The 26,306-nt window shown below is 65.9% G+C and carries 26 protein-coding genes and 1 pseudogene; 7 read left to right on the plus strand and 20 right to left on the minus strand.

Features of this window, described 5'->3' with window-relative positions:
• Positions 1–173: 173 nt before the first annotated feature.
• The 6 genes and pseudogenes from deoC to AU188_RS18740 all read right to left on the minus strand — a co-directional run bounded on the left by deoC (position 174) and on the right by AU188_RS18740 (position 4,199).
• The gene (gene deoC / locus AU188_RS18715) at positions 174–866 is read right to left on the minus strand and encodes a deoxyribose-phosphate aldolase (RefSeq protein WP_059164895.1); all 693 of its coding nucleotides are present in this window, start codon (positions 864–866) and stop codon (positions 174–176) included.
• On the minus strand, positions 866–1,294 hold the full coding sequence (locus tag AU188_RS18720) for a DUF2599 domain-containing protein (RefSeq protein ID WP_082686675.1): 429 nt from the start codon (positions 1,292–1,294) through the stop codon (positions 866–868). The genes deoC and AU188_RS18720 overlap by 1 nt, the downstream gene beginning before the upstream one ends.
• The gene (locus tag AU188_RS18725; protein WP_059164894.1) at positions 1,294–1,578 is read right to left on the minus strand and encodes a DUF2516 family protein; all 285 of its coding nucleotides are present in this window, start codon (positions 1,576–1,578) and stop codon (positions 1,294–1,296) included. Before AU188_RS18725 ends, AU188_RS18720 begins: the two co-directional genes overlap by 1 nt.
• A gap of 93 nt (positions 1,579–1,671) precedes the next feature.
• Positions 1,672–1,758: pseudogene (locus AU188_RS25995) on the minus strand (heparin-binding hemagglutinin); the annotation flags it as partial.
• A gap of 584 nt (positions 1,759–2,342) precedes the next feature.
• The gene (locus AU188_RS18735; protein ID WP_059164893.1) at positions 2,343–2,771 is read right to left on the minus strand and encodes a helix-turn-helix domain-containing protein; all 429 of its coding nucleotides are present in this window, start codon (positions 2,769–2,771) and stop codon (positions 2,343–2,345) included.
• Between the two features lie 90 nt (positions 2,772–2,861).
• Positions 2,862–4,199, minus strand: a complete 1,338-nt coding sequence (locus AU188_RS18740) for a DUF445 domain-containing protein (protein ID WP_082686674.1) — start codon at positions 4,197–4,199, stop codon at positions 2,862–2,864.
• A 103-nt stretch (positions 4,200–4,302) separates the two neighbouring features.
• Between AU188_RS18740 and AU188_RS18745 the strand changes: the two genes are divergently transcribed.
• Positions 4,303–5,010: a TetR/AcrR family transcriptional regulator gene (locus tag AU188_RS18745; protein ID WP_059164892.1), complete on the plus strand. Its 708-nt coding sequence runs from the start codon at positions 4,303–4,305 to the stop codon at positions 5,008–5,010.
• Positions 5,007–5,852 carry a polyphosphate kinase 2 family protein gene (locus tag AU188_RS18750; protein WP_059164891.1) on the plus strand — a complete coding sequence of 282 codons (846 nt, stop codon included), beginning with the start codon at positions 5,007–5,009 and terminating at the stop codon, positions 5,850–5,852. The genes AU188_RS18745 and AU188_RS18750 overlap by 4 nt, the downstream gene beginning before the upstream one ends.
• Before the next feature lie 511 nt (positions 5,853–6,363).
• Here the strand turns inward: AU188_RS18750 and AU188_RS18755 are convergent.
• From AU188_RS18755 to AU188_RS18765, 3 genes are all read right to left on the minus strand, one after another.
• Positions 6,364–7,218 carry a 3-hydroxybutyryl-CoA dehydrogenase gene (locus AU188_RS18755; protein WP_059164890.1) on the minus strand — a complete coding sequence of 285 codons (855 nt, stop codon included), beginning with the start codon at positions 7,216–7,218 and terminating at the stop codon, positions 6,364–6,366.
• A gap of 67 nt (positions 7,219–7,285) precedes the next feature.
• Entirely contained in the window at positions 7,286–8,572 is a 1,287-nt protein-coding gene (gene aceA / locus AU188_RS18760) for an isocitrate lyase (protein WP_059164889.1), read from the minus strand.
• A gap of 267 nt (positions 8,573–8,839) precedes the next feature.
• On the minus strand, positions 8,840–9,616 hold the full coding sequence (locus AU188_RS18765) for an acyl-[acyl-carrier-protein] thioesterase (RefSeq protein WP_059165022.1): 777 nt from the start codon (positions 9,614–9,616) through the stop codon (positions 8,840–8,842).
• A 125-nt stretch (positions 9,617–9,741) separates the two neighbouring features.
• Between AU188_RS18765 and ramB the strand changes: the two genes are divergently transcribed.
• Both ramB and AU188_RS18775 read left to right on the plus strand, forming a co-directional pair.
• Entirely contained in the window at positions 9,742–11,169 is a 1,428-nt protein-coding gene (gene ramB / locus AU188_RS18770; protein WP_059164888.1) for an acetate metabolism transcriptional regulator RamB, read from the plus strand.
• A gap of 10 nt (positions 11,170–11,179) precedes the next feature.
• Complete coding sequence (locus tag AU188_RS18775; RefSeq protein WP_059165021.1) at positions 11,180–11,731, plus strand: carboxymuconolactone decarboxylase family protein; 552 nt, start codon at positions 11,180–11,182, stop codon at positions 11,729–11,731.
• Between the two features lie 36 nt (positions 11,732–11,767).
• Here AU188_RS18775 and AU188_RS18780 read toward each other — a convergent pair whose 3' ends face one another.
• Genes AU188_RS18780 through AU188_RS18795 form a run of 4 tightly spaced genes read right to left on the minus strand, consistent with a single transcriptional unit; the run spans position 11,768 to position 16,754 of the window.
• The gene (locus AU188_RS18780) at positions 11,768–12,037 is read right to left on the minus strand and encodes a hypothetical protein (RefSeq protein WP_059164887.1); all 270 of its coding nucleotides are present in this window, start codon (positions 12,035–12,037) and stop codon (positions 11,768–11,770) included.
• Positions 12,034–13,428 (minus strand): dihydrolipoyl dehydrogenase, encoded by a 1,395-nt coding sequence (gene lpdA / locus AU188_RS18785; RefSeq protein WP_059164886.1) that lies wholly within the window; start codon positions 13,426–13,428, stop codon positions 12,034–12,036. The genes AU188_RS18780 and lpdA overlap by 4 nt, the downstream gene beginning before the upstream one ends.
• A 9-nt stretch (positions 13,429–13,437) precedes the next feature.
• Positions 13,438–16,350: an MMPL/RND family transporter gene (locus AU188_RS18790; protein WP_059164885.1), complete on the minus strand. Its 2,913-nt coding sequence runs from the start codon at positions 16,348–16,350 to the stop codon at positions 13,438–13,440.
• The gene (locus tag AU188_RS18795; RefSeq protein WP_502687622.1) at positions 16,347–16,754 is read right to left on the minus strand and encodes an MmpS family transport accessory protein; all 408 of its coding nucleotides are present in this window, start codon (positions 16,752–16,754) and stop codon (positions 16,347–16,349) included. Before AU188_RS18795 ends, AU188_RS18790 begins: the two co-directional genes overlap by 4 nt.
• A 200-nt stretch (positions 16,755–16,954) precedes the next feature.
• On the opposite strand from AU188_RS18795, the gene AU188_RS18800 reads away from it, so the two are divergent.
• On the plus strand, positions 16,955–17,629 hold the full coding sequence (locus tag AU188_RS18800) for a TetR/AcrR family transcriptional regulator (RefSeq protein ID WP_059164884.1): 675 nt from the start codon (positions 16,955–16,957) through the stop codon (positions 17,627–17,629).
• An 18-nt stretch (positions 17,630–17,647) separates the two neighbouring features.
• Here the strand turns inward: AU188_RS18800 and AU188_RS18805 are convergent, their stop codons facing one another.
• Genes AU188_RS18805 through adh form a run of 4 tightly spaced genes read right to left on the minus strand, consistent with a single transcriptional unit; the run spans position 17,648 to position 20,521 of the window.
• Complete coding sequence (locus tag AU188_RS18805) at positions 17,648–18,127, minus strand: hypothetical protein (RefSeq protein WP_059164883.1); 480 nt, start codon at positions 18,125–18,127, stop codon at positions 17,648–17,650.
• The gene (locus AU188_RS18810) at positions 18,120–18,398 is read right to left on the minus strand and encodes a putative holin (RefSeq protein ID WP_059165019.1); all 279 of its coding nucleotides are present in this window, start codon (positions 18,396–18,398) and stop codon (positions 18,120–18,122) included. The genes AU188_RS18805 and AU188_RS18810 overlap by 8 nt, the downstream gene beginning before the upstream one ends.
• A 36-nt stretch (positions 18,399–18,434) precedes the next feature.
• On the minus strand, positions 18,435–18,998 hold the full coding sequence (locus tag AU188_RS18815; RefSeq protein WP_082686673.1) for a DUF779 domain-containing protein: 564 nt from the start codon (positions 18,996–18,998) through the stop codon (positions 18,435–18,437).
• Positions 18,998–20,521, minus strand: a complete 1,524-nt coding sequence (adh, locus tag AU188_RS18820) for an aldehyde dehydrogenase (RefSeq protein WP_059165017.1) — start codon at positions 20,519–20,521, stop codon at positions 18,998–19,000. The genes AU188_RS18815 and adh overlap by 1 nt, the downstream gene beginning before the upstream one ends.
• Positions 20,522–20,636: 115 nt before the next feature.
• On the opposite strand from adh, the gene AU188_RS18825 reads away from it, so the two are divergent.
• Positions 20,637–21,479, plus strand: coding sequence for a class I SAM-dependent methyltransferase (locus AU188_RS18825; protein ID WP_082686672.1), 843 nt, complete (start codon positions 20,637–20,639; stop codon positions 21,477–21,479).
• A complete protein-coding gene (locus AU188_RS18830; RefSeq protein WP_172799535.1) occupies positions 21,476–23,473 on the plus strand; it encodes a prolyl oligopeptidase family serine peptidase in 1,998 nt (665 codons plus the stop codon). The genes AU188_RS18825 and AU188_RS18830 overlap by 4 nt, the downstream gene beginning before the upstream one ends.
• On the opposite strand, the gene AU188_RS18835 is transcribed toward AU188_RS18830, so the two are convergent.
• From AU188_RS18835 to AU188_RS18845, 3 genes are all read right to left on the minus strand, one after another.
• Positions 23,466–24,719 (minus strand): Dyp-type peroxidase, encoded by a 1,254-nt coding sequence (locus AU188_RS18835; RefSeq protein WP_059164880.1) that lies wholly within the window; start codon positions 24,717–24,719, stop codon positions 23,466–23,468. The genes AU188_RS18830 and AU188_RS18835 overlap by 8 nt on opposite strands.
• A complete protein-coding gene (locus AU188_RS18840) occupies positions 24,716–25,642 on the minus strand; it encodes an EfeM/EfeO family lipoprotein (protein WP_059164879.1) in 927 nt (308 codons plus the stop codon). The genes AU188_RS18835 and AU188_RS18840 overlap by 4 nt, the downstream gene beginning before the upstream one ends.
• 181 nt (positions 25,643–25,823) lie before the next feature.
• A partial coding sequence (locus AU188_RS18845) for an HNH endonuclease signature motif containing protein (protein ID WP_156426739.1) occupies positions 25,824–26,306 on the minus strand: 483 nt, incomplete at its 5' end.

Raw genomic sequence — 26,306 nt, forward strand, 5'->3', positions numbered from 1 at the left:
ACCCGTCACGAGGACCGCGGCCAAACACGACACGGCCGGAACTCGACGAAGCAAACCGTTATGAGCGATCATGATCGGATCCTATCCGGGGGTTCACGTGCGCAAGCGTACTGACAACACACCCGCGCGAAGACGACCGTCAGACTACAGCAAATTAGCCAATCGGTCGTAAATTAGCTCTCGCGGTCAGTTCCGGGCAGCCCGTCCAGGACCGCCCTGGTGCCGGAGATGCCCAACCGGCTGGCGCCGGCGTCGAGCATCGCGATCGCGTCGGCTGCCGTCCGGATCCCGCCGCTGGCCTTCACCTGCGGCCCCACACCGGCCATCAGTTCGACGGCCCGCACCGATGCGCCGCCGGCGGGGTGGAAGCCGGTGGAGGTCTTGACGAAATCGGCTCCCGCGTCCGCCGCGGCCCGGCACGTCGTCAGCAACGTCTGCGCATCCCCGAGCAGCAGCAGCGCGGCGGATTCGACGATCACCTTCAGCCGCGCGCGGTCACCGATCGCCGACCGCACCGCGCCGACGTCGGCGCGCACCGCCTCGAAGTCGCCGTGCAACGCGGCGCCCACGTCGATCACCATGTCGATCTCGCCGGCTCCGTCGTCGACGGCGAGCCGCGCCTCGTCGGCCTTGATCACCGATCGATGCTTACCGGATGGAAACCCCACGACGGCGCAGACCACCTGCGCCGACGATGCAGCCCTGCTGGCGACCGAAGTCATCGACGGAGACACACAGATCGCGTACGTCCCGAGGGCCGCGGCCTCCTCGGCGAGCGCGAGGATGTCGGCCTCGGTCGCCTCGGGTTTGAGCAGCGTGTGGTCGACGAGCGCGGCGACCTCGTCCCGGCGGTAGCTCCCGGCCACTAGAACGGTTCTTCGGTGCCGCCGGGGTTGCAGCCGGCCCGCACCATGTCCTCATAGGGGACCTCGGGTCGCCATGGCTCAAGGTTCCAACTGGTCTTGCCGGGACTGTAGCGCTCGGCGAATTCCCAGTGGCAGATGAACTGCGGCTTCATCCCGGGGATGTCCGCGTCGGGGGAAAGGGCCAGCACCTGGGCCCACGCCGCTTCGCCCTGCTCCGGCGTGGCCAGTCCGGACGCCTGGCGGGCGGCCGGGGTCGGATACACCCTCAGACTGGACAGGTCACCCCACTTGGCCCATTCGACATGGTCGACATACGGGGGCGCGGGGGGAACGGGGTTGGCCGACACGACCGCAGCGGTGAGTAGGGGTGCGAGGACGCCGGCACTCACCGCGGCCGCCCGTAAGGTGACCGCGACGACGCCGCGCACTACCGCGACTTTCCTTGGATCTCCAGGAGTTTGGGCCGCACGTCGACCAGATACACACCGGCCGCGACGGCCGCGATGGCGGGGCCCAGTACGGAGCCGAGCACCAAGGCCAGCAACCCGGCGACCCCGAGGATCACCAGCCAGACCGGCTTGGTCAGTTTGTCGGCGGCCGTGTAGGCGTCCGGCCGCTGGAGCGCCGCGTGGACGAACGCGTACACGGTCGTCACGAGCACGGCGATCTGCAGAATGAAGAGGACGTAACCCACCAAGCCTTGGAGCTGCACGCTCTCAAGACTAAGCGGGTTACGTCCCCTCGGTCGACTTTGGGCCCTCAGACCCGCTGCCGAGTGCTACTTCTGGGTGACCTTCTTGGCCGCAGCCTTCTTGGCCGGCGCCTTCTTGGCCGGGGCCTTCTTCGCCGGAGCCTTCTTGGCCGGGGCCTTCTTGGCGGCGCTCTTCGCCGGCGCGGCGCCCTTTTCCGCCTTCTTCGGCAGCTCGACGCCGACCAGCTTGGCGGCGCGCTCACCCACGGCGCGGGTCTGCGCGGCCACGTTGCCCAGCGCCTCCTGCGTCAGCTCGACGGCCTGGTCGGTGTAGCCCTCGACGCGGCCGGCGGCCTCGCTGAAACCGGGCTGGCTGCGCAGCCGCTCGATGGCGGCCTCGCCACGCTCGATGAGCCGGTTGTACGTGCTCTGCGCGGCGTCGGCGTAGCTCTCGGCGAACTTGCGCAGTTCCTCGGCGCTCAACCGCTCGCGCAGCTCACCGAACTGCGTCGGCAGGTCCTCCTGCAACCGGTCGATCCGCGCACGGGTCTCCTCCACGCGGGTGCGGGAGTCGGAGCGGGCGTCGTCGGCGCGCTCACGGAGCGTCGCGACGATCTCGTTGACCCGCTCGAGTGCCAGATCGGCCGCGCCGACCGCCGCAAGCAGCGGGGCCTTCAGGTCCTCAACGGTCGGCTGGTTCTTGGCCGGGGTGTTCTTTGCCATGGTGCTCTTTTCCTTTCGAGGTATGTCGATCGTGTCTGTCGTGTGGTCAGTCGAAGAAGTCTCTAGTCAGTCGCCGACTCCTCTTCTGTTTCGTTGCCGATGGCGGCAACTTCGGACTCGTTCTGCTGACGAAACGATGTGTAGATGTCGAGCAGCACCTGCTTCTGCCGCTCGGTGATCGCGGTGTCGTTGACGATGGCGTCGCGGACCTCGCTCGTCTCGCTGGGCTCGAGAATCCCGGCCCTCACATACAGCACCTCCGCGGACACTCGCAGCGCCTTGGCGATCTGATTGAGCACATCCGCGGAGGGTTTGCGCAATCCCCGCTCGATCTGGCTGAGGTAGGGATTGCTGACGCCGGCCTTCTCGGCCAACTGTCGTACGGATACCTGAGCGGCCTCACGTTGCGTGCGGATGAACGTGCCGATGTCCTGTGCAGCGGTCTGCGCAGCGTTGGACACGACGACGGCAAGTTTGTCATCCTGCGACATACGTGGCCCCCTCGTGCAACGGGTATCCAAAAAGCGACACCATTACCGTACGACGGGGTGCTAACTTTTGCAAGCACTAGTTAGCGCAGGTCAGAATAGTAGTTGGGCTATCGAATAGATGACAAGCCCCGCCAATGAGCCCACCACGGTGCCGTTGATCCGGATGAATTGCAAGTCACGGCCGACGTGGAGTTCTATGCGCCTGCTGGCCTCCTCGGCGTCCCACCGCTCGATGGTCTCGGTGATGATCGCGGTGATCTCGACGCCGTACTCGGCGACCAGGTGCTGGGCCGCACGGATGATCCAGTTGTCGACCTTGTCGCGCAGATCGGCGTCGTCGCGCAGCGACTCCCCGATGTGGATGACGGAGTCCGCGATGCGGGTGCGCAGCGCCGACGACGGGTCGTCGACCGACTCGAGGATGATGCGCTTGGCCGCCGTCCACGCGGTCTCGGCGGCCCTGGCGACCTCGTCGCGGCCCATGATCTGTTCCTTGACGTTCTCGGCGCGCTGGATCGTGGCGTCGTCGTGCTGCAGATCGTCGGCGAACTCGAACAGGAACCGGGTGGCCGAGCGGCGCAGTTCGTGGTCGGGATTGCGGCGCACCTTGTCGGTGAAGTCCATCAGCTCGCGGTGGATGCGGTCGCCGACGAGGTGGTCGACCCAACGCGGCGACCAGGTCGGCGAATCGCGTTCGATCACCCGCTCGATGACGGGCCCGGCATTCAGCGACCACTGGAAAGCGCGGTCGGCGAGCAACTGCAGCAGGGCTTCCTGACGACGTTCCTCGAGCAGCGTGGCCAGCACGCGTCCGACGGGCGGACCCCACTGCGGTTCGGCGAGACGCTTGACGATCATCCGGTCGAGCACGTGCTGCACGTCCTCGTCGCGCAGCATCTCCACGAGGACCCGCAGCACGGTGGCGGTCTCCGCCGCGACCCGCTCGGCGTGCGCGCGATCGGAGAGCCATTTCCCGAGCCGGCCCGCCACCTCGGCGTCGCGCAGTTTCGTCGAGACGACCTCCGGGGACAGGAAGTTCTCTCGGACGAAGGTGCCCAGGCCCTCGCCGAGCTGGTCCTTCTTGCGCTTGATGATCGCCGTGTGCGGGATCGGGATGCCCAGCGGGTGCTTGAACAGTGCGGTCACCGCGAACCAGTCCGCCAGCGCGCCGACCATGCCGGCCTCGGCGGCGGCGCGTACGTAGCCCACCCAGCCGGGCGCGCCCATCGACTGCGCCCATGTGCAGAGCAGGAAGATGACGGTGGCCCCGACGAGGAAGCTCAGCGCGACGACCTTCATCCGCCGCAGCCCGCGGCGCCGCTCGGCGTCTGCGGCGGCGTCGGCCCCGGCTAACGACTCGGCGAAGCTGGCCCGCGGCGCGGGCGGAGCCGCCACGGCGCGTCCGCCGGCGCTGGGTCTGTGTGCCACTCCTCCATCATCCGCTACGACGCGGGTGAGGCTCCGGACCGACAACCCGCGGTGTCAAGATCGGCCGTACTATCGGAGAGACGACGAACGGATCACGAGGAAAGTGGCACAGCAGACCGAAGCGATCGCGGTCAAGACGGACGGCCGCAAGCGACGATGGCACCAGCACAAAGTGGAACGCCGCAACGAGCTGGTGGATGGCACGCTGGAGGCTATCCGGCGCCGCGGCAGCAATGTCAGCATGGACGAGATCGCCGCCGAGATCGGCGTCTCGAAAACGGTGCTGTACCGCTATTTCGTCGACAAGAACGACCTCACGACCGCGGTGATGATGCGGTTCGCGCAGACCACGCTGATCCCGAACATGGCCGCCGCGCTGTCGTCGAACCTGGACGGTTTCGCGCTGACTCGCGAGATCATCCGCGTCTACGTCGAGACGGTGGCCGCCGAACCGGAGCCCTACCAGTTCGTGATGGCGAACAACTCGGCGAGCAAGAACCACGCGGTCGCGACATCCGAGAACATCATCGCGCGCATGCTGGCGGTCATGCTGCGGCGCCGGATGGTGGAGGCGGGCATGGAGACCGGCGGCATCGAGCCCTGGGCCTACCACACGGTCGGCGGCGTGCAGCTGGCCACGCACTCGTGGATGTCGAACCCGCGGATGAGTTCCGACGAACTGATCGACTACCTCACCATGCTGTCGTGGAATGCGTTGTGCGGCATCGTCGAAGTCGGCGGATCGCTGGAGCGCTTCCGCCAGCAGCCACACCCGTCGCCGGTGTTGCCGCCCCCGCGGGCCAATCAGTGACCTCCACTTCCGAGATCGCCGAAGCGCTGAGGTTTCGCGCAGGCGACAAGGTGGCCGACATCGACCCCGAGGCCACGCCGGGGTTCAGCGGGTCGAAAAGCGATGGGGCCGCGATGCAGTCCGATCGCAGCGCTCGGTTGGCTGAGCTGCAGGAGATGCTCTACGCGAACTGGAAGGCCGCCGACGACTCCCGCTCGGTGTTGCTGGTGCTACAGGGCATGGACGCCGCGGGCAAGGGCGGAATCGTCAAACACGTTGTCGGCGCGGTGAATCCGATGGGTGTGCGCTACACCGCGTTCGGCAAGCCGACACCGGAAGAGCTCGAGCATGACTTCCTGTGGCGCATCCGGCGTGCGCTGCCGCCACCCGGCCACATCGGCGTGTTCGACCGGTCGCACTACGAGGACGTGCTCATCGTGCGCGTGCACGATCTTGTGCCGCCCGAAGTGTGGGGTGCGCGCTACGACGCGATCAACGCGTTCGAGCGTGAACTCGTCGACGGCGGAACGACTCTGGTGAAGGTCGCGATGTTCATCTCGCTCGACGAGCAGAAGAAGCAGTTGCTCGAGCGCCTCGACGACCCGACGAAATACTGGAAGTACAACCCCGGCGATGTCGACGAGCGCGGCAAGTGGCCCCAGTACCAGGAGGCCTACCAGGCGGTGCTCGATCGTACGTCGACGGATTACGCGCCATGGCACGTCGTGCCGTGCAACCGCAGGTGGTACAGCCGCCTCGCCGTCACCGAATTGCTGATTCGGGCCCTCGAAGGCCTCGACTTGTCTTATCCGGCTGCGGATTTCGACATCAGGGCGGAGCGTAAGCGGCTGCTCGACTCTTAGCCCTCGCCGAGTGCACGCCCCAGGTACGGAAAAGCGCCGAAGACGTACGTGGGCAGTGCGCTCGGCGACAGAGAGTTGGTGCGCTCGAGGCGCTCTGCGAGGCACGACGATTGACAGGTGCGCTGCGACGTCTTCCTCGGCTCAGAAGCGCTGGCGTCGGGTGCGGTGACGCGGCGCGGGCTTGCCCGTCGATACATGAGGTTGCACCGCGACGTGTACGCGCCCACGGGCCTGACGCTGACCCCACGTGATCGGGCCTACGCAGCGTGGCTCTGGTCGGGGCGACGGGCCATACTCGTCGGGCATTCGATATCGGACGCCTCGAATTCCTGGCGAGCCAGCGCTGGTCGATCGTGCGGGTGAGCTCACGACAATTCCGCTACGAGCAAGACCGCATCGTTGCACGGGTCAAACGGGCACGGGAGCGGGCCGGCTGTGGCTAACCCTCGCCTAGTGCACGCTCCAGGTACGGAAAGGCGCAAAAGACGTACCTGGGCCGTGCGCTCGGCGCTCAGTACGTGTAGAAGCCGCGGCCGGATTTCTTACCGAGTTGGCCCGCCTCGACCATCCGCAGCAGCAGCGGCGGCGGCGCGTAGTGCGGATCCTTGTACTCGTCGTACATCGAGTCGGCGATCAGCTTCATCGTGTCGAGCCCGATGAGGTCCGACAGCCGCAGCGGGCCCATCGGGTGCGACAGGCCGGCCACGATCGCGGTGTCGACATCCTCGACCGTCGCGACACCCGCCTCGACCATCCGGATCGCCGACAGCAGGTAAGGCACCAGCAGCGCGTTGACCACGAAACCCGAACGGTCAGAACACCGCACGACCTTTTTGCCCAGCGTCTCGCTCGCGAACGCGGCCGTCCGCTGCAGCGCACCATCCGAGGTGACCAGGGTGTTGACCAGTTCGACCAGCGGCAGCACCGGCACCGGGTTGAAGAAGTGCAGCCCCAGCACGCGGCTCGGATTCTTCGTCGCCGCAGCGATTTTCATGATCGGGATGCTCGACGTGTTCGACGCCAGCACCGCGTCCGGATCGGTGACGATCTCGTCGAGTTGAGCGAAGATCTTGCCCTTGACCGCCTCGTCCTCGACGACGGCCTCGATCACCAGCTGACGGTCCGCCATGTCGGCAAGCAAGGTGCTGAACTTCAACCGCGCCAGCGCCGCGTCCCGGTCGCTTTCAGACAGCTTGCCCTTGCTGGCCGCCCGCTCCAGCGATCCGGTGATGCGCTTGCGGCCGGCCTCCACCAGTTCCTCGGAAGGCTCATAGACGACGACGTCGGCGCCCGCCTTCGCGCACACCTCGGCGATGCCGCCGCCCATCTGACCGGCGCCGACGACGCCCACTCGTTCAATGCTCACAACTTCTCCTCACAGCATCAGGCCCCGCCCAATATAAGGACGGGGCCTGATGGCACGAACCATGGGCTTAGTGGAACTGACCCTCTTCGGTCGAACCCGCCAGCGCGGTCGTCGACGAGTTCGGGTCGACGGTCGTGGCGATCCGGTCGAAGTAGCCGGCACCGACCTCACGCTGGTGCTTGGTGGCGGTGTAACCCCGCTCCTCGGCGGCGAATTCGCGCTCCTGCAGCTCGACGTACGCGGTCATCTGGTTGCGGGCGTAGCCGTAGGCCAGATCGAACATCGAGTAGTTCAGGGCGTGGAAGCCGGCCAGCGTGATGAACTGGAACTTGAAGCCCATCGCGCCGAGCTCCTTCTGGAACTTCGCGATCGTCGCGTCGTCGAGGTGCTTCTTCCAGTTGAACGACGGCGAGCAGTTGTAGGCCAGCATCTGGTCGGGGAACTCGGCCTGGACGCCCTCGGCGAACTTCTTGGCAAGCTCCAGATCCGGGGTGCCGGTCTCCATCCAGATCAGGTCGGCGTACGGCGCGTAGGCCTTGGCGCGCGCGATGCACGGCTCGATGCCGTTCTTCACGCGGTAGAAGCCTTCCTTGGTGCGCTCACCGGTGATGAACGGCTGGTCGCGCTCGTCGACATCGGAGGTGATCAAGGTCGCCGCCTCGGCGTCGGTCCGCGCGATGACGACGGTCGGCACGTCGGCCACGTCGGCGGCCAGGCGAGCCGAGGTCAGGGTGCGGATGTGCTGCTGGGTCGGGATCAGCACCTTGCCACCGAGGTGACCGCACTTCTTCTCCGACGCAAGCTGGTCCTCCCAGTGCGAGCCCGCGACACCGGCGGCGATCATCGCCTTCTGCAGCTCGTAGACGTTGAGCGCACCACCGAAGCCGGCCTCGCCGTCGGCGACGATCGGCACCAGCCAGTTCTCGACCGAGGTGTCGCCCTCGACCTTGGCGATCTCGTCGGCGCGCAGCAGCGCGTTGTTGATGCGACGCACCACCTGCGGCACCGAGTTCGCCGGGTAGAGGCTCTGGTCCGGATAGGTGTGCCCGGACAGGTTCGCGTCTCCGGCGACCTGCCAACCCGACAGGTAGATGGCCTTCAGGCCGGCACGCACCTGCTGGACGGCCATGTTGCCGGTCAGCGCGCCGAGCGCGTTGACGAACTCCATGTCGTGCAGCTGGTTCCACAGCACCTCGGCACCGCGGCGGGCCAGCGTGGCCTCCTCGACGACGCTGCCCTGCAGCGCGACGACGTCCGCAGCGGAGTACTCGCGGGTGACGTTCTTCCAGCGCGGGTTGGTGTCCCAATCCTTCTGGATCTCCTCGGCGCTCTTCGGCTTGCCAACGCTTGACATGGTGCTCCTTCGAATCTGTTCACTTCGCTGCGGCGCCGCCGGAGTACCCGGCTTGTTAACGCCTAAACGGTCTTGCCGTTCCGCTGTTATGAGGATGCCTCACGCTGTTAGCGCAGGTCCAGCCAATTCCCCTGCCAAGTTTCGCCAACGGCTGCCGCAATCTTGCAAAGTTTGCAAAGGCAGTCGTTGCCTTAACCGGTTCAGAAGTTACCGGCGAGTAGTGGATTTCCGCAGGTCAGTACGCCCGTACTGTTAACCCATTGCTTGTCAGAGAGTGAAGATGCAGGCAACCGCTTTGGCCTCTTCGCCGACCGCGTATGTGAGCGTTGTAACAGTGCGGTCGGCCAGCTCCGGACCGAATTGATCCGTCGACCCGGGTGGGTGGACGTGGCTGAGGATCTCCATCTTGTCGCCCAGCGCGACGGCCGCATCGTGCTCGATCGTCACCCGCAGCGGATAACCCGTGCGCTCGGGGTGATGGTGAAGGTAGTCCTCGACGACCGACCAGTAGACCGAGTTGTTCATGTGGTCGAAGATGTCGATGTCGCTGACCCGGATCGGGTAGTCGCTGATCTCGTCGGCGTCCTCGCGGCTGCCCGCCGACAGGTACGCCTTCCACCGCAGCCGGTCGACGTCCGTCGTGCGCCGCAGGCCCTCGAGGAAGTCATCGGAGATGCGCGCCGGCCCCTGCGTCTCTCGGTTGATGTTGATCCAGAACGCCTCGGATTCGATGAGCCCGCCTTTGCGCCCATCGATGCGGACCCTCATCTCGCACCACCGGTTCGACGTGCCCGAACACCAGCGGCGCAGCCGGAGCATGTCTTGGAACTCGATCGGGCGGATCATGTCGATCATCGTGCGGCGCACGATCCACAACGGGTGGGTCTCCTGAAAGCCCATCTCACGCAACTGGTCCGAACCGATGTCCTGGATGTGACGCGTGGCGGCGTCGAACTTGAGCCGGCCCTGCCGATCCACGTCGGCGACCCGCAGCGGCCATTCGATGTCGAACACATCGGGGTGCGGGTCAGGGACGGGCATCATGGCCTTCGCCAGGCCCTGCCCAACCCCGGGGCCAAGCTTGGTGCTCACGAAGGCCGATCCTGCCACAGCACCCGATCTGCCAACAATGCGAAGACCACCTTTGCACCGTTGCTACGCTGGTTGACGTGGCGAAAACGTTCGTCGGCGCCCGCGTTCGACAACTTCGCAGCGAGCGCGGATTCAGTCAGGCCGCCCTGGCGCAGATGCTGGACATCTCGCCGAGCTACCTCAACCAGATCGAGCACGACGTGCGGCCGCTGACCGTGGCGGTGCTGCTGCGCATCACCGAGGTGTTCGGCGTCGACGCCACGTTCTTCGCCTCACAGGACGACACCCGGCTGGTCGCGGAGTTGCGCGAGGTCACGCTGGACCGGGACCTCGACATCGACGTCGACCTGGGCGAGATCGCAGATTTGGTGGCCGCACACCCCAACGTGGCCCGCGCGATCGTCGCCCTGCACCGCCGCTATCAGTTGGCGACCACGCAGTTGGCGGCGGCCACCGAGGACCGGTTCTCCGTCGGCAGCGGTTTCAGCTCGGGGTCGGGGTCGATCACGATGCCGCATGAGGAAGTGCGCGACTACTTCTACGAGCGGCAGAACTACCTGCACGAGCTCGACACCGCCGCCGAGGACCTCACCATCCGGATGCGGATGCAGCGCTCCGAGCTGGCCCGCCAGCTGTCGGACCGGCTGACGATGGTGCACGGCGTCCGCATCTCGCGCCGCACCGACCTCGGCGAGACGGTCCTGCACCGATACGACCCGGCGACGAAGACGCTGGAGATCAACAACCACCTGTCGTCGGGGCAGACGGTGTTCAAGATGGCCACCGAGTTGGGGTATCTCGAATTCGGCGACCTCATCGACAAGCTCGTCGAGGAAGGGAAGTTCACCAGCGAGGAGTCGACGCGGTTGGCGCGACTGGGCTTGGCCAACTACTTCGCAGCCGCAATGGTGTTGCCCTACGCGCAGTTTCACGACGTCGCCGAGAACTTCCGCTACGACGTCGAGCGGCTCTCGGCGTTCTACTCGGTCAGCTATGAGACCATCGCGCATCGGCTTTCGACGCTGCAGCGGCCTTCGATGCGCGGGGTGCCGCTGTCATTCGTCCGCGTCGACCGTGCGGGCAACATGTCGAAACGTCAGTCCGCCACCGGTTTTCACTTCTCGTCCAGCGGTGGCACCTGTCCGCTGTGGAACGTCTACGAGACGTTCGCCTACCCCGGCAAGATCCTGGTGCAGGTGGCACAGATGCCCGACGGCCGCAACTACATGTGGGTGGCGCGCACGGTCGAACGCCGCGCGCAGCGCTACGGTCAGCCGAGTAAGACGTTCGCGATCGGGCTGGGCTGCGAGCTGCGGCATGCGCACCGGCTGGTCTATTCGGAGGGACTCGACCTCTCCGGCGAGGTTGCGACGCCGATCGGCGCGGGCTGCCGGGTCTGCGAGCGAGACAACTGCCCGCAACGCGCCTTCCCCGCACTCGGGCGCGCACTCGACATCGACGAGCACCGCAGCACGGTCTCGCCCTATCTGGTCAAGCAGCCCTAAACTCGCTGTGGTGAGCGAACTCGAGTCGGCACGCATCGCGCCCGGTGGTATCAAAGAACTCGGCCCCCTCAACTGGGCAATCGCCAAGCTCGGCGCGCGCGCCATTCGTGCGCCCCGGTTCAGCCTGTTCAATGTGCTTGGCCAGCACCGGCTTCTGTTCCTGGCGTGGCTGCCCTACAGCGGGATGCTGCTGGGCCTGTTGAGCAAGCTGCCGGTGCGCGACGCCGAGACCGTGATCCTGCGCGTCGGGCATCTGCGCGACTGCGAATACGAACTGCAGCAGCATCGCCGGCTGGCCCGCACCCGCGGCATCGGCCCGGACCTGCAGAAGAAGATCTTCGAGGGGCCCGACGCCGAGGGGCTGACCGACCGTCAGCGTGCGTTGATCACCGCCACCGACGAGTTCGTCGTCACCCGGGGCGTCTCGGCAGAGACTTGGGCGGTGCTCGCCAGACACCTCACCAGAGCACAGCTGATCGAGTTCTGCATGCTCGCCGCCCAGTACGACGGGCTGGCCGCCACCATCACCACTTTGAAAGTGCCGCTGGACTTTCCGGACTGACCGCCGCGCTGCATCCACGCTCGTGCGGAAAATCCGCTAGAGGTAGGTGATGCCGAGCACGATCAGCGACAGCAGCACCGGTGAGACGGGCAGCCCCCACAGGAACGCAGCCCACACTTCGCTCTTGCGCTCATAGGATCGCCGCCCCAGCCACGCGGCCACCGCGCCGCCGACGAACGACACCGCGGCCACGACGAGCACCCACGTGCTGACGTCCGACGTGGCGGTGGCAAGCGAAATACCGGCCAGCCACAGGACGTGGCCGACCACCAGTCCGCCGATGCCGGCGACCCAAATCGCTCTCAAAAGTTGATCATGTGGCCGAGCAGCCCGTGGAAGCACTCCTGCAGGGCCTCGGACATGGTCGGGTGCGTGTGCACGTTGCGGGCCAACTCGGTCGCGGTCAGGTCCCACTTCTGCGCCAGGGTCAGCTCCGGCAGCAGTTCGGAGACGTCGTGGCCGATCAGATGGCCGCCGATCAACTCGCCGTACTTGCCGTCCGCGATCAGCTTGACGAAGCCGCTGGGGTCGCCGGCGCCGTGCGCCTTGGCGTTCGCGGTGAACGGGAACTTCGCGACCTTGACGTCGTATCCCTCGTCGCGGGCCTGCTCCTCGGTGAGGCCGAAGCTGGCGACCTGCGGTTGACAGAACGTCGCACGCGGCAGCATCCGGTAGTCCCCCAGCGGCAGGGTTTCGGCCCCGGCGATGGTTTCGGCGGCGACGACGCCCTGGGCCTCGGCGACGTGCGCCAGCTGCAGTTTGCCGGTGACGTCACCGATCGCGTAGATGTGCGGCACGTTGGTGCGCATGTAGTCGTCGATACCGATGGCCTTGCGCTCAGTCACGGTGACGCCGGTGTTGTCCAACCCGTAGCCCTCGATGTTCGGCGCGAAACCGATTGCCTGCAGCACCTTTTCGGCCTTGATCTCTTGCGAGTCGCCGTCCTTGCTGACCGTGACGGTGACGTCACCGCCGCTGTCGTCGATCGACTCCACCTTGGTGCCGGTGAGGACTTTGACCCCGAGCTTCTTGAACTGCTTCTCGATCTCCTTGGAAACCTCGGCGTCCTCGTTGGGCAGCGCGCGGGGCAGGAACTCGACGACCGTCACGTCGACGCCGTAGTTCTTCAGCACGTAGCCGAACTCCATGCCGATCGCGCCGGCGCCGGCGATGACGATCGACTTCGGCAGCTCGCGCGTCATGATGAGCTCTTCGTAGGTGACCACGTTCTCCGACAGCGACGTGCCGGGCACCAGGCGGGTGCTGCTGCCGGTGGCGATGATGATGTTGTCGAACTCGACGATCTCGGTGTCGCCCTCGTTCAGGTCGACTTCGAGCGTGTGGTCGTCCTTGAACTTGCCGTACCCGTGGATCTCGGTGATCTTGTTCTTCTTCATCAGGTAGTGCACACCTGCGACCCGGCCCTCGGCGACCTTGCGGCTGCGATCGAATGCCACGCCATAGTCGAACGTCGCCTCCCCGCTGATGCCGAACTGCTTGGCCTCCTTGGTGAAGATGTGCGCGAGTTCGGCGTTGCGCAGCAGCGCCTTCGACGGAATGCAGCCGACGTTTAGGCAGACGCCGCCCCAGTACTTGGGTTCGACGATGGCGGTGTTCAGTCCGAGCTGGGCGGCGCGAATGGCCGCGACGTATCCGCCGGGGCCTGCTCCGAGAACGACGACGTCATAGTGGGTCACGCCCCCACACTAATGGGCGTCGACGATCAGCCCAGCAGTGTCCTGCGGATCGCGCTGGATCGGCTTGGGCCACGGCGCCGGGCGCGGGCGTTGACGCACCTGCAGGGGCCACCAGAACCATCGTCCGAGCAGGGTGGCCACCGCCGGTGTCATCAGTCCCCTGATCACGAAGGTGTCGAAGATCAAGCCCAACGCGATCGTGGTGCCTACCTGCCCGATGACGATCAGATCGCTGACTGCCATCGTCGCCATGGTGAAGGCGAACACCAGGCCGGCGGCGGTGACCACGGGGCCGCTACCGGCCATGGCCCGGATGGTGCCGGTGCGCAGTCCGGCGCGGACTTCCTCTTTCATTCTCGACACCAGAAGCAGGTTGTAATCCGCGCCTACTGCCACCAGCACGATGATCCCCATCGGAAGCACCATCCAGTGCAACGGAATTCCGATGATGTGTTGCCAGAGCACCACCGACATCCCGAAAGCGGTGCCCAGGCTCAACGCCACGGTTCCGACGATGACCAGGGCCGCGACCAACGCTCGGGTGATGACCATCATGATGACGAGGATCAACAGCAGCGCCGCTGTGACCGCGATGAGCAAGTCGTAATCGGCACCCTGCTGCATATCGTCGAACATCGCCGCGGCGCCGCCGACGTAGACCAACGAACCTTCCAGCGGTGTGCCCTTGATCGCCGCAGCCGCAGCCTTTTTCAGTGGTTCGATGCGGGAGATGCCCTCCTCGGTCAGCGGATCACCCTGGTGAATGATGGTGAACCGGACGGCATGCCCGTCGGGCGACATCATCAAGTCCATGCCGCGGATGAAGTCGGCGTTGGTGAACGCTTCCGGCGGAACGTAGAAAGAGTCATCGTTGAGGGCTTCATCGAACGCCTCGCCCATCGCCGCGCTGTCTTCCTGCTGTTCCATGGTCTGGTCCTGCTGCGCCTTCTGAACCTGATACTGGTTCAGCATCATCTGGCGCTGGTTCTTCATCGACTGGATCATCCCCGGCATCACCGCGGTCATCTCCAGCGTCAGATCAGCCATCCGGTTGATGTCAGGAACCATGTCCTGGAAATCGTCGGACATGGTCGACATGCCGTCGAGGGTGTCGAAGATCGAACGCAGCGACCAGCAGACCGGGATATTGAAACAGTGTGGCTCCCAATAGAAGTAGTTCCGCATGGGCCGGAAGAAGTCATCGAAGTTGGCCAGGTTGTCGCGCACTTCCTGCAGGGTCAGGGAAGTGTCGCCCATCTTGTCGGCCATACTCCGCGACACCACCGACAACTCCCGGGTGATCGAGTTCATCTTCTCCATCGAGTCGATGGTGTGCTGCATCTCGTCGGCCTGGGCCATGATGTTGTCGATGACGCCCTGTTGATAGTCGTTGGACATGAGCTGGCCGACGCCTTGCTGGCCGATCATGTACGGGATCGTCGTGTGTTCGATCGGCTTGCCGTCGGGCCGAGTGATCGCCTGCACCTGGGCGATTCCCTCGACCCTCGACAAGGCCTTCGCGATTTTGTCGATCACCAGGAACCCCGCGGGATTTCGCAGATCACGGTCGGTTTCGACCATCAGCACATCGGGGTTCATCCTGGCCTCGGAGAAATGCCGGGTCGCGGCCGCGTAACCGACATTGGCCGAGATGTCGTCGGGCAGAAACAGCCGGTCGTTGTAGGTCGTGTGGTAGCCGGGCAAAGCCAGCAGGCCGACCAGACATGCCGCGAGGGCGATCACCACGCACGCACCCGGCCAGCGAACGGTCGAGGTGCCGATCCGACGCCACGCCCGGGTTGACGACTTGGCCCTGGGCTCCAGCACGTTGCCGAACCGACTGACCACCGAGATCAGCGCCGGACCGAACGTCAAGGCCACCACGATGCCGAACACCATCGCCACGGCCATCGGGGAGCCCATGCTCTCGAAGTACGGCAACCGGGTGAAGTTCAAGCAGAAGGTAGCTCCCGCGATGGTCAACCCGGACGCCGCCACGACGTGGGCGGTCCCGTGAAACATCGTGTAGTACGCCGATTCTCGGTCCTCACCGGACCGGCGCGCCTCCTGGTATCGGCCGACCAGAAAGATTCCGTAGTCGACGGCCGTGGCGATGGTCAAGGTGACCACCAGGTTGGTCGCGAAGGTCGTCAGGCCGAAGACGCTGTGGTAGCCCAAAAAAGAGATCAACCCGCGTGCGCCGAGCAATCCCATTGCGAGCATGCTGAGCAGCACCAGCGTCGTGGCGATGGACCGGTAGATCACCAACAGCATGACGACGATGACGCCGAAGGTGAGCAATTCGATCGTCCGCATGCTCTTGTCGCCGACGGCGTTCTGATCCGTCGTCGTGGCTGCCGCACCGGTCACGTACACCTCGACACCCGGCGGCGTCGGGTGTCTCACGACGATGTCGCGAACGGCGCGCACCGACTCGTTGGCCAAGGTCTCGCCCTGGTCCCCGGCGATGTACACCTGGGTGTAGGCGGCCTTTCCGTCGACGCTCTGCGCGCCGGCTGCGGTGAACGAGTCAGACCAGAGGTCCTGCACGTACTGCACGTGGTCGGTGTCAGCGCGCAGATCGCGGACCATCTGTTCGTAGAACTCGAGCGCTTCGGCGCCCAGCTTGTCCTCGCCCTCGAGCACGACCATCACCGAGCTGCTGGTGTCGTACTCCTCGAACGTGGTGCCGACGCGCTTCATCGCGATCATCGACGGCGCGTCCTGGGGACTCATCGAGACCGCGCGCTGCTTGCCCACCACTTCCAGCTGGGGCACCGCGGTGTTGAGGAAGCCGATGATGACTACCCAGGCCACGATGATCGGCAGCGCGAAGAGCCGGATCAACCGCGGAAGCCATGGCCGCTTCGGCCGGGCGATCGGGTTGGCGTCCGTCGGCGCGTCGTCGACTGGGGCGCTCACGCGGACTTCACCAAACAGAAGGTCTGGGCGTTCACGCCCGAAGCCGTCTTTTCATCCTTGACCTCGTCGTCCACGGTGATCCGGCAGGAAATCGACTGGCCGTCGGTTTGGGCGATGACGTTCGGCGCCACCGATGGCGCCGTGGTTTCCAACGTCAGGGTCCACGGCAGATTCACGGTTCCGGCGCGCACCGGCTTGCCGTCAAGATCCAGGTAGTTGACCACGGCGGTTCCCGAACCGAAGACCTCATAGGTCACCACCTTGGGAATGAACTTCTCCGCGGTGTCCGCGCCGATCGGCGTCACCAGGACGGGCTCGGCACCGAACACCGTCCGCAGCTGCGACACCGCGAGATAACCCGCCGACACCGCAGCCACGATCATGACGGGGAGCCAAAAGCGCATGATCACCTTCAACACCGACGTGCCCCCGGCTTCATACCAGCCGGCACGGGCAAGGCGCGGAATCGATCGACGGCAGTCAAAGTGCTGGCCTTTCGGCATTGTGACGACCCCGATCTTGAAGGGGTGCTAGTCAGACAAGCTAACGAACGAAGCGGACAAGGTCAATCCGCTTTACTGTGCTGCGCATTACACTCGGCCGGATGAACGCGGGTGAGACCGAGTCGCGGCCGGGCCCCCGGCCGCTGCGTAAGGACGCCGAACGCAACCGCAATCGCGTCCTGCAAGCCGCCCGGGAGTTGTTCGCGGCCAAGGGATTGGAGCCCAATCTCAATGACGTCGCGCACCACGCCGGCGTGGGTGTGGGCACGGTGTACCGGCGGTTCGCCACCAAAGACGAACTCGTCGAGGCGGTGTTCGTCGACGGTTTGGACCAGCTCACTGCATTGGCCGAAGCCGGGCTGCGACATGAGGACGCGTGGGAGGGCTTCGTGTGGTTCGTCGAGCACATGTGCGAGATGACCGCGACCGATCGAGGTCTGCGCGAAATCGCCTTCAGCAAGACCTATGGCGGCGACCGAGTGATAGCGGCACAAGATCGCCTTCACCCGGTGGCCACGAGACTCGTCGAGCGAGCGCAGATCGACGGCCGCCTCCGTTCGGACATCTCCCCCACGGACATGCCGATCATCAGCCTGTTGGCCGGAATGGTCAGTGAGTTCGCCGGCCACGTCGACACCAATCTGTGGCGTCGCTACGTCGGTATCCTGTTGGACGGCATGCGTTCTCACGCTGAGAACGAGCCGCTGCCGGTGAGGGCGCTGGACGACGAAGGCTTCGACGCGGCGATGCGGACATGGGAGCCCGCCGGCCGCTAGGGCACTACGGGGCGAGGCTCAGTAAGGGATCAGCCCCACGAAACAGCGGCTGGCCCATTCGCAGTAGTAGAGACCGTGCAGTACCGCCGCGCCGGCCACCGCCCCCAACGGCGCCGACATGACCGCAATCGCCAGTGCCGTCACAACCGGTCTGTTCGGCGCCATGGCGAGGAGCAGGCCACCCACCGTCGACGTGATGACGAATACCAGCACGACGAATACCGGCGCCGTCTTGTCGATCGAGTGGTACCACCAGTGGTAGAGGCCCCAGCCGGCCGCTGCGGAGAGCGCCCAGACGCCCGCCACGACGAGCACGAACTGCCACCGCTTGAGGTACTGATAGTTGCCCGGGACCACGACCGGATGCGCCGGAACGGGTAACGGCTCCGAGGGAACCTGTTCGACGACGGCGCTCAGCGCTTCGAACTCGTCTGTCTGGAACGTCGGCGTATACGGCTGCGTCGGATCGCCGGGCAGTGTGTCGGTTCGTTCAGGCACCGTGCACCGCCTGGATCGCCACCAGCACACCGAACCAGCCGGGCGCGATCGCGAGGACGAACGCGCCGACCGTCGTCACCCAGCGCCGACCGGACAACAGAATGGCCAGCATGCCGAGCACAACTGGCACGCCGACGACGAGCGCAACGACGACGTCGGGCCGGATGGCCGCGTCGACCACCAGCGTCGAGGCGATCCCGAGGATCAGCCCCACCGCTGTGCCGACGAGGAGGGCACTGGTCAGCAACCACGCCCGAGGCAGCGGGATCACGAACACGAGGTTACGCGGATAGTCCCCGCCGGCCCGTCAGCCGCTCGGCGCGTCAGGTATCGGACACGCATCAATTGCGTCAACGTCAATCACGATGTGGGTGTCCGACGGCGGCGGCCGCTCACCGCGCGCGAAAGCCGCACCCGTGATCGTCTGTTGCTCGGCCAGCAATCGGTTCTCGGCGTCGGTGAACGCCCGGCCGCGGGACAGGAACCGCACGCCCTCCGGCGCCTCGACGCTGAAGCCGCCGCCCCTTCCGGGTACGACGTCGATCACCAGCTGGGTGTGCTTCCAAGCGTCGAACTGCGGTCCGGAGATCCACACCGGCACGCCTTCTGGTTGGACGGGCAAGCCCACGTCGAGCACCGCGAGAAGCACGTCGCGGTCGCCGACGACGAACTCGCCGTCGGGGTAGCACATCGGCGACGAGCCGTCACAACACCCGCCGGACTGATGGAACATCAGCGCGCCGTGGCGGTCCTGAAGGCGACGCAGCAGGTCGGCGGCGGCCCGGGTGATCAGCGCCCGCGGCGGTGCCCCCGCGCGATTCAGGTGTCCGAACAGTCGCTCACCGACTGTTTCGACACCGAAATCGTTCATCAGAAGAAGCCCTGCGCCTTGTTGCTGTAGGACACCAGCAGGTTCTTCGTCTGCTGATAGTGGTCGAGCATCATCCTGTGGTTCTCGCGGCCGATGCCGGACTGCTTGTAGCCGCCGAACGCCGCGTGCGCGGGATACACGTGATAGCAGTTCGTCCAGACGCGGCCCGCCTTGATGTCGCGACCGGCCCGGTAGGCGGTGTTGCCGTCGCGGGACCAGACACCGGCGCCCAGCCCGTAGAGGGTGTCGTTCGCGATGGCGATCGCGTCGTCGTAGTCGGTGAACGACGTGACGGCGACGACGGGCCCGAAGATCTCCTCCTGGAAGATCCGCATCTTGTTGTCGCCCGCGAAGATCGTCGGCTGAATGTAGTAGCCGCCGTTGAGATCACCGCCGAGTTCGGCGCGCTCGCCTCCGGTGACGATCGTGGCGCCCTCGGACTTGCCGATCTCGATGTAGGACAACACCTTTTCCAGCTGATCGTTGGACGCCTGCGAACCGATCATCGTCTCGGTGTCCAGCGGATCGCCCTGCCGGACGGCCTTGGTGCGGATCGCGGCGAGCTCGAGGAACTCGTCGTAGATGTCGGCTTGAATCAGGCTGCGCGACGGGCACGTGCACACCTCGCCCTGGTTGAGGGCGAACATCGTGAAACCCTCCAACGCCTTGTCCTGATAGTCGTCGGCGGCCGCCAGCACGTCGGAGAAGAAGATGTTCGGGCTCTTGCCGCCGAGCTCCAGCGTGACGGGTATCAGGTTCTGCGACGCGTACTGCATGATCAGCCGGCCGGTGGTGGTCTCGCCGGTGAACGCGATCTTGGCGATCCGGTTGCTCGACGCCAGCGGCTTGCCCGCCTCGAACCCGAAGCCGTTGACGATGTTGACCACACCCGCGGGCAGCAGGTCGCCGATCAAGGACATCAGATAGAGCATCGACGCCGGCGTCTGCTCGGCGGGCTTGAGGACGACCGCGTTGCCCGCCGCCAGCGCAGGTGCGAGCTTCCACGTCGCCATTAGAATCGGGAAGTTCCACGGAATGATCTGGCCGACGACGCCGAGGGGTTCGTGGAAGTGGTAGGCGACGGTGTCGTCGTCGATCTGGCTCAGCGAGCCCTCCTGCGCGCGGATGGCCCCGGCGAAATACCGGAAGTGATCGACGGCCAGTGGGATGTCGGCATTGAGCGTCTCGCGGATCGGCTTGCCGTTGTCCCAGGACTCGGCCAGCGCCAGCGACTCGAGGTTCTCCTCGATGCGGTCGGCGATCTTGTTGAGGATGTTGGCGCGCTCGGCGGGGGCCGTCTTACCCCACGCGGTCGCGGCGCCGTGCGCGGCGTCGAGGGCCTTGTCGATGTCGGCTTCGGTGGAGCGCGGCACCTCGCAGAACGGCTGTCCCGTCACCGGCGTCGGGTTCTCGAAGTACTCCCCCGAGGCCGGTGGAACCCATTCACCGCCGATGAAATTGCCGTACCGAGACTCGTATGACATCAGGGCATCTGCCGCGCCGGGGCGGGCGTAAGCGGTCATCAGAATCTTCTCCTCTTCGCGCAATCGCTCATCAGTGACTCCCAAGTCGGCGAGATACAGCTCACACTACCGCCGTACAGTCAGCGTCGGACGGCCTCGACCCGAGGAGGAAACGATGTCTGAGGTGGACCCAGCCCGGGAGGCGCTGCGTCACTGGAGCGCGGTGGCGCGAGCTTGGGACGCATACCGTGACCGCGTCTTCGAAAGCGTGCGGCCGGTGTCGAATTGGCTGATCGAGCACGTCGACCCGCAGCCCGGTCAGACGCTGTTGGAGCTGACCGCGGGCCCGGGCGAAACCGGCTTCCTTGCCGCGCCCCGGCTCGGTTCTGGTGGGCGCCTGATCTCGAGCGACTTCGTGCCCGCAATGGTGGAGGCCGCCCAACGCGGGGCGGCTCGGCGAGGTCTGGACAACGTCGACTGTCGCGTCATCGATGCAACGCAGATCGATCTGCCCGACGACAGCGTCGACGGCGTCCTGTCGCGGTTCGGGCTCATGCTGATTCCCCAGCAGGAGCTGGCGATGCGTGAGATCCGACGGGTGCTGCGCCCCGGCGGGCGGTGTGCGTTCGCCACCTGGGGCCCGCTAGACCGCAACCCGTGGATCATGCTGATCGTGACGGCGCTGCTGCAGAACGGCCACGCGCCGCCGAGCGACGCGTTCGCCCCGGGCGGGATGTTCTCGCTCAGTACCTCCGAGACGGCCTCCGCGCTTGCGGCCTCCGGAGGCTTCACGGAGGTGATCGTCGATGAGCTCACCGGGATCATGCGATTCGAAAACCCCGATGACTACTGGGCTTACAACACGTCGCTTGCGGGCCCGATCGCGGAGTTGGTCGGCTCGCTGACCGACGAGCAAGTCCGCGCCGTCCGCGACGCTGTCGGACCGGCTCTGGCTGGTTTCGAGCGTGACGGTGGTTTGGAGCTGTCCTGGCACGCCGTCGTCACGAGCGTCGCGTGACGCACGACCCGTATCTCTGGCTCGAAGAGATCACCGGCGACGCAGCGCTCGACTGGGTCCGCAAGCACAACGCGCCGACCCTCGCTCGCTTCGGCGGTGACCGCTTCGAGCAGATGCGCGCCGAGGCTTTGGAGGTGCTCGACACCGACGCACGCATCCCGTACGTCCGCAGGCGTGGCGACCACCTCTACAACTTCTGGCGCGACGCGGACAACCCGCGCGGCCTGTGGCGGCGCACGACGCTGGAGAGCTACCGCACCGAGCAGCCGCAGTGGGACGTCCTGATCGACGTCGATCAGATCGCGGCCGCGGACGGCGAGAATTGGGTGTGGGCCGGCGCGGAAGTGCTCGAGCCGGACTTCTCGCTCGCGCTGGTCGAACTGTCCCGCGGCGGCGCCGACGCCACCGTGGTTCGCGAATTCGACATGACCACATGGCAGTTCGTCACCGACGGTTTCGAACTGCCGGAGGCCAAATCGAGTGTGACGTGGCAGGACCGCGATACCGTGCTGGTCGGAACGGACTTCGGGCCCGGCTCGTTGACCGACTCCGGTTATCCGCGGATCGTCAAGCGCTGGCGACGCGGCCAGCCGCTGTCCGACGCGCAGACACTGTTCGAGGGCGAGGCGACCGACGTCAGCGTCGGATGCGGTTACGACGCGACACCGGGCTTCGAGCGGTTGCTGATCACGCGGTCGTTCGACTTCTTCAACCGGCACCGCTACGAGTTGCGCGGCGACACGCTGATCGAGATCGACGTCCCCACAGATGCCGGCATTTCCTGGCACCGCGAGTGGTTGCTGATTCGGCCCCGCACCGATTGGACGGTCGGGTCGACGACGTACCGTGCGGGTTCCCTACTGGCCGCGAACTACGCCGAATACCTCGACGGCGCAGGCGAACTGCATGTGGTGTTCGAGCCCGACGAGCACTCCAGCCTGGACAACTACGCGTGGACCCGTGACCGCCTCGTGCTCGTCACGCTCGTCGATGTGATCAGCCAGGTGACGGTCGTGACACCAGGGACCTGGGAGCGAGCCGAGATCCCCGGAATTCCGCCGAACACCAACACCGTCCTGGTCGACGTGGACGAGTACGGCGACGAAATGTTCCTCGACGCCAGCGGTTTCGACACACCGTCGCGGTTGCTGTGGGGCCGCGCCGGCGATGCGGTCACCGAGGCCAAGCGCGCCCCGTCGTTCTTCGACGCCGCAGACCTCGAGATCAGCCAGCATTTCGTCGCCTCCGCGGACGGCACCATGATCCCCTATTTCGTTGTGGGGCATCGGCACAATCAGGCGCCTGGACCGACCCTGCTGAGCGGGTACGGTGGCTTCGAGGTGGCCAATACGCCGAGCTATGGCGGCGTACTCGGCAGGCTGTGGCTTAGCCGCGGCGGCACCTTCGTGCTGGCGAACATCCGCGGCGGCGGTGAATACGGACCGACGTGGCACACCCAGGCCATGCGGGAGAACCGGCACCTCGTCTATGAGGACTTCGCCGCTGTCGCAGAGGATCTCGTTGCGCGCGGCATCACCACCGTCGAGCAACTCGGCGCGCAGGGCGGCAGCAACGGCGGGCTGCTGATGGGCGTGATGCTGACGCGGTACCCGGAGCTGTTCGGCGCGCTGGTGTGCAGCGTCCCGCTGCTGGACATGCGACGGTTCCATCTTCTGCTTGCCGGCGCGTCCTGGATGGCCGAGTACGGGGATCCGGACGATCCCGACGACTGGGAGTTCATCTCGAAGTACTCGCCCTACCAGAATATTTCGGTGGACCGGCGGTACCCGCCGGTGTTGATCACGACCTCGACGCGCGATGACCGGGTGCACCCCGGTCACGCCCGCAAGATGACCGCCGCGCTGGAGGATGCCGGTCATCCGGTCCACTACTACGAGAACATCGAGGGCGGGCATGCGGGCGCTGCGGACAACGCCCAGACCGCGTTTCGCTCGGCGTTGATCTACGAGTTCCTGTGGTCGGTGCTCAGCTGAGCAACTGGTCGCCGAGGAACCGGTCGGGGCCGGTGACGCCTGGCAGGATGAAGAAGAACCCGCCGCCGACCGGCATGATGTACTCCTCGAGCGGTTCGCCCTTGAGCCGCTTGGCAACCGTGAGGAAGCCCTTCTCAAGGCTGCGCTGGTAGGCGATGAATGCGAGCCCCTGGTCGAGTCGGCCGGCGCCGTCGAAGCCGCGTGAGTAATTGAAACCCCGCCGCAGAATGAGATTTTCGTCCGTCGCGGGGGTGCGCGGGTTCGCCAGCCGGATGTGAGCGGTGAGCGGTATTCGCTTGCCTTCGGGATCTTCTGGATAGTCAGGGTCGGTGAACTCGCCGGTCAGTCCGAGCGGCGCGCCACTGACCTTGCTGCGCCCGATCAGCGCCTCCTGCTCGACGAGTTGCGTGCGGTCCCAGAATTCGACGAACATCCGGATGATGCGGATGGCCTGGTAGGAGCCGCCGACCGCCCACTCCGGTTCGCCGTCCTGCGGGCCCACCCAGACGTGGCGATCCATGATCGCGTCGTCGTGAACGTCGAGGTTGGCCGTTCCGTCCTTGAAACCCAAAAGGTTTCGCGGCGTTGCGGCCTCGGATGCCTGGCCGGCGCCGATGCCCCTGGCGTAGCCGTCGACCATCCACCGCAACACCAGGTCACTGCGGGTGCGACGCATCAGCTGCCGCAGGGCGAAGATGACGGTGTCGCTGTGACCCGCTTCGATGATGATCGACAGATCACCGTGCGACAGTTTGGGATCCAGCCGGTCGTTGGCGATGAACGGCATGGTGACCAATTCCTTGGGCTTGCGGTCGGCCAGCCCGAAGCGCTCATCGAACAGCGACGCCCCGACACCGACGACTATCGCCAGGTTGTCCGCGGGCGGCTGCTCGCCCAGGATGCCGGAGTCGACGGGCGGGTAGGCCGGATCGCGGGGCTCCGGCGGCTTGCCCGCCATGAGCGCGCGGATCTCTTCGGTGAGGTCCTGCAGGGCGCGTTTCAGGCTGTCGCGGTCCTTCGACTGCACGTTGAACGATGCGACCAGCCCCTGCTCCGGGATGGGCAAGGCGGTGATACCGGTCTGGTGCGGACCGTCGAACGGGACGAAGGCCGCTGCGGGCGCGGTGGGCGTCTCGGGGTCCGAGGAACACCCGGCGAGGACCGATCCCGCTCCCACCACGGCACCGGTGCCCAACGCGCCGGAGATGAATCCTCGCCGCGAGAGTCCCGAGCGACCTTCGGTCACTGCAGCTTCAGCACTCCAGACACCTGCGACAGGTTCTCCGACAGCCCGGCGAGCTCTGCCTTCAGCTTGTCGATCACGTCGGGTGTCACAGTGACCTCGGGGCAGCGCGGTGACGGGTAGGGATCGTTCTCGGTGCAGAACAACACCCAGCCGTCACCACGGCGCAGTGGCGCCAAGGTTTCGAACACCGAGTTGATTCCGGCATCGATCTTGCCCAGCAAGGCCGGATCGGCTTGTACGAGTGCGGGATTGAGCTTGCCGACGGCGTCGCGCGCCCCCTGCAGGTTGGCGTCGAAGTCCCACAGGTCCGTCTTGGAGTAGCGGTCCTCCTCGCCGGTGATCTTGCCCTCGGACACCTCCTCGATCAGCTCCGCGGCGCCGTTGGAGACGTCGACCGGCTTGACCTGAACCGACGGGAATTGCGCCTTCAGTGCGGCGACGTCCTTGTCGAGTTGATCGGCGAACGGTGCGCCGCCCTCGGTGGTGTTCTTTTCGAACAGCAGGTACTCGAGGCGGTGCCAGCCGGTGAACTGGGGGTCGTCGACACCGGCGAAGTCATCCACCCGAGCATCGATCTTGCGGTCGATCTCTTCGACCAGTCCGGCGATCGGCTCGATGCGTTCCCACGGTTGACGTGACGGCGCATACGCGTCCTGGGCGGCCTGGAGGTCTCCGGCCCGGACCGCGTCGGTGAATACCTTGACCACGCGCTGAAGTTCGTCGATGTTGCTCTGCACGTAGGCCTTGTAGTCGGCCGCCGCCTTGTCCAGCACGGCCGGATCGACCGCGGGGGCCGCGCTCGTCGTCGTGGTGGCCGTTCCACCGGCGGACGTCCCGTTGTCAGAGGAGTCGTCACCGGCGCATCCGGACAAGATCAGACCGGCTGCGGTTATCGGAACTGCCCAGGCGAGATAGCGGTTCATGTGCACCTCTGCGTTCGGAGAGGCTGAACATAACACCCAGCGAACGCCCGGAGGATAGCCACACCTAAAAATTCAGCTTCGCGGACCGCGTCGAGAAAGGACATGACGGCCGGTGATGGCCGAGGGGTTCAGGAAGCCGTCAACTGGTTTGGCGTTGACGCGGTGTCGGCCGTTGGGCGACTCAGTTGGGCGGTGGTGGGGGTTGGGGTTCGAAGGGGTTGTACCACCACCAGTCGGCGCGTTCGCCGAGGGGTCCGCGCCAGGGTGGGACTGTGGGTGGGGGTTGGGTCGGGGGCCGGGCCAGTGATGCGTTGGTCAGCTCCCGCCCGGCGTTGTCGGTGACGGTCAGCTGGCGGGCGGGTCCGGTGATGGTGATCTCGCCGCGGTGATGCATCCGGTGGTGATAGGGACACACCAGCACCAGGTTGTCCAACTCGGTCGGCCCGCCGTCTTCCCAATGCCGAAGGTGATGCGCGTGCAGACCGCGGGTCGCTTCGCAGCCGGGCACCACACACGTCGAATCGCGGTGCTCCAGCGCGCGGCGTAGCCGGCGGCTGATCTGGCGCGTGGTGCGCCCGGCGCCGATCAGCTGCCCGCGGCGTTCCAACCACACCTCACAGCTGGCATCACACAACAGGTATTGGCGGTCGGCATCAGTCAGCAG

This window comes from Mycobacterium sp. IS-3022, from assembly GCF_001500065.1.
Lineage (GTDB): Bacteria > Actinomycetota > Actinomycetes > Mycobacteriales > Mycobacteriaceae > Mycobacterium.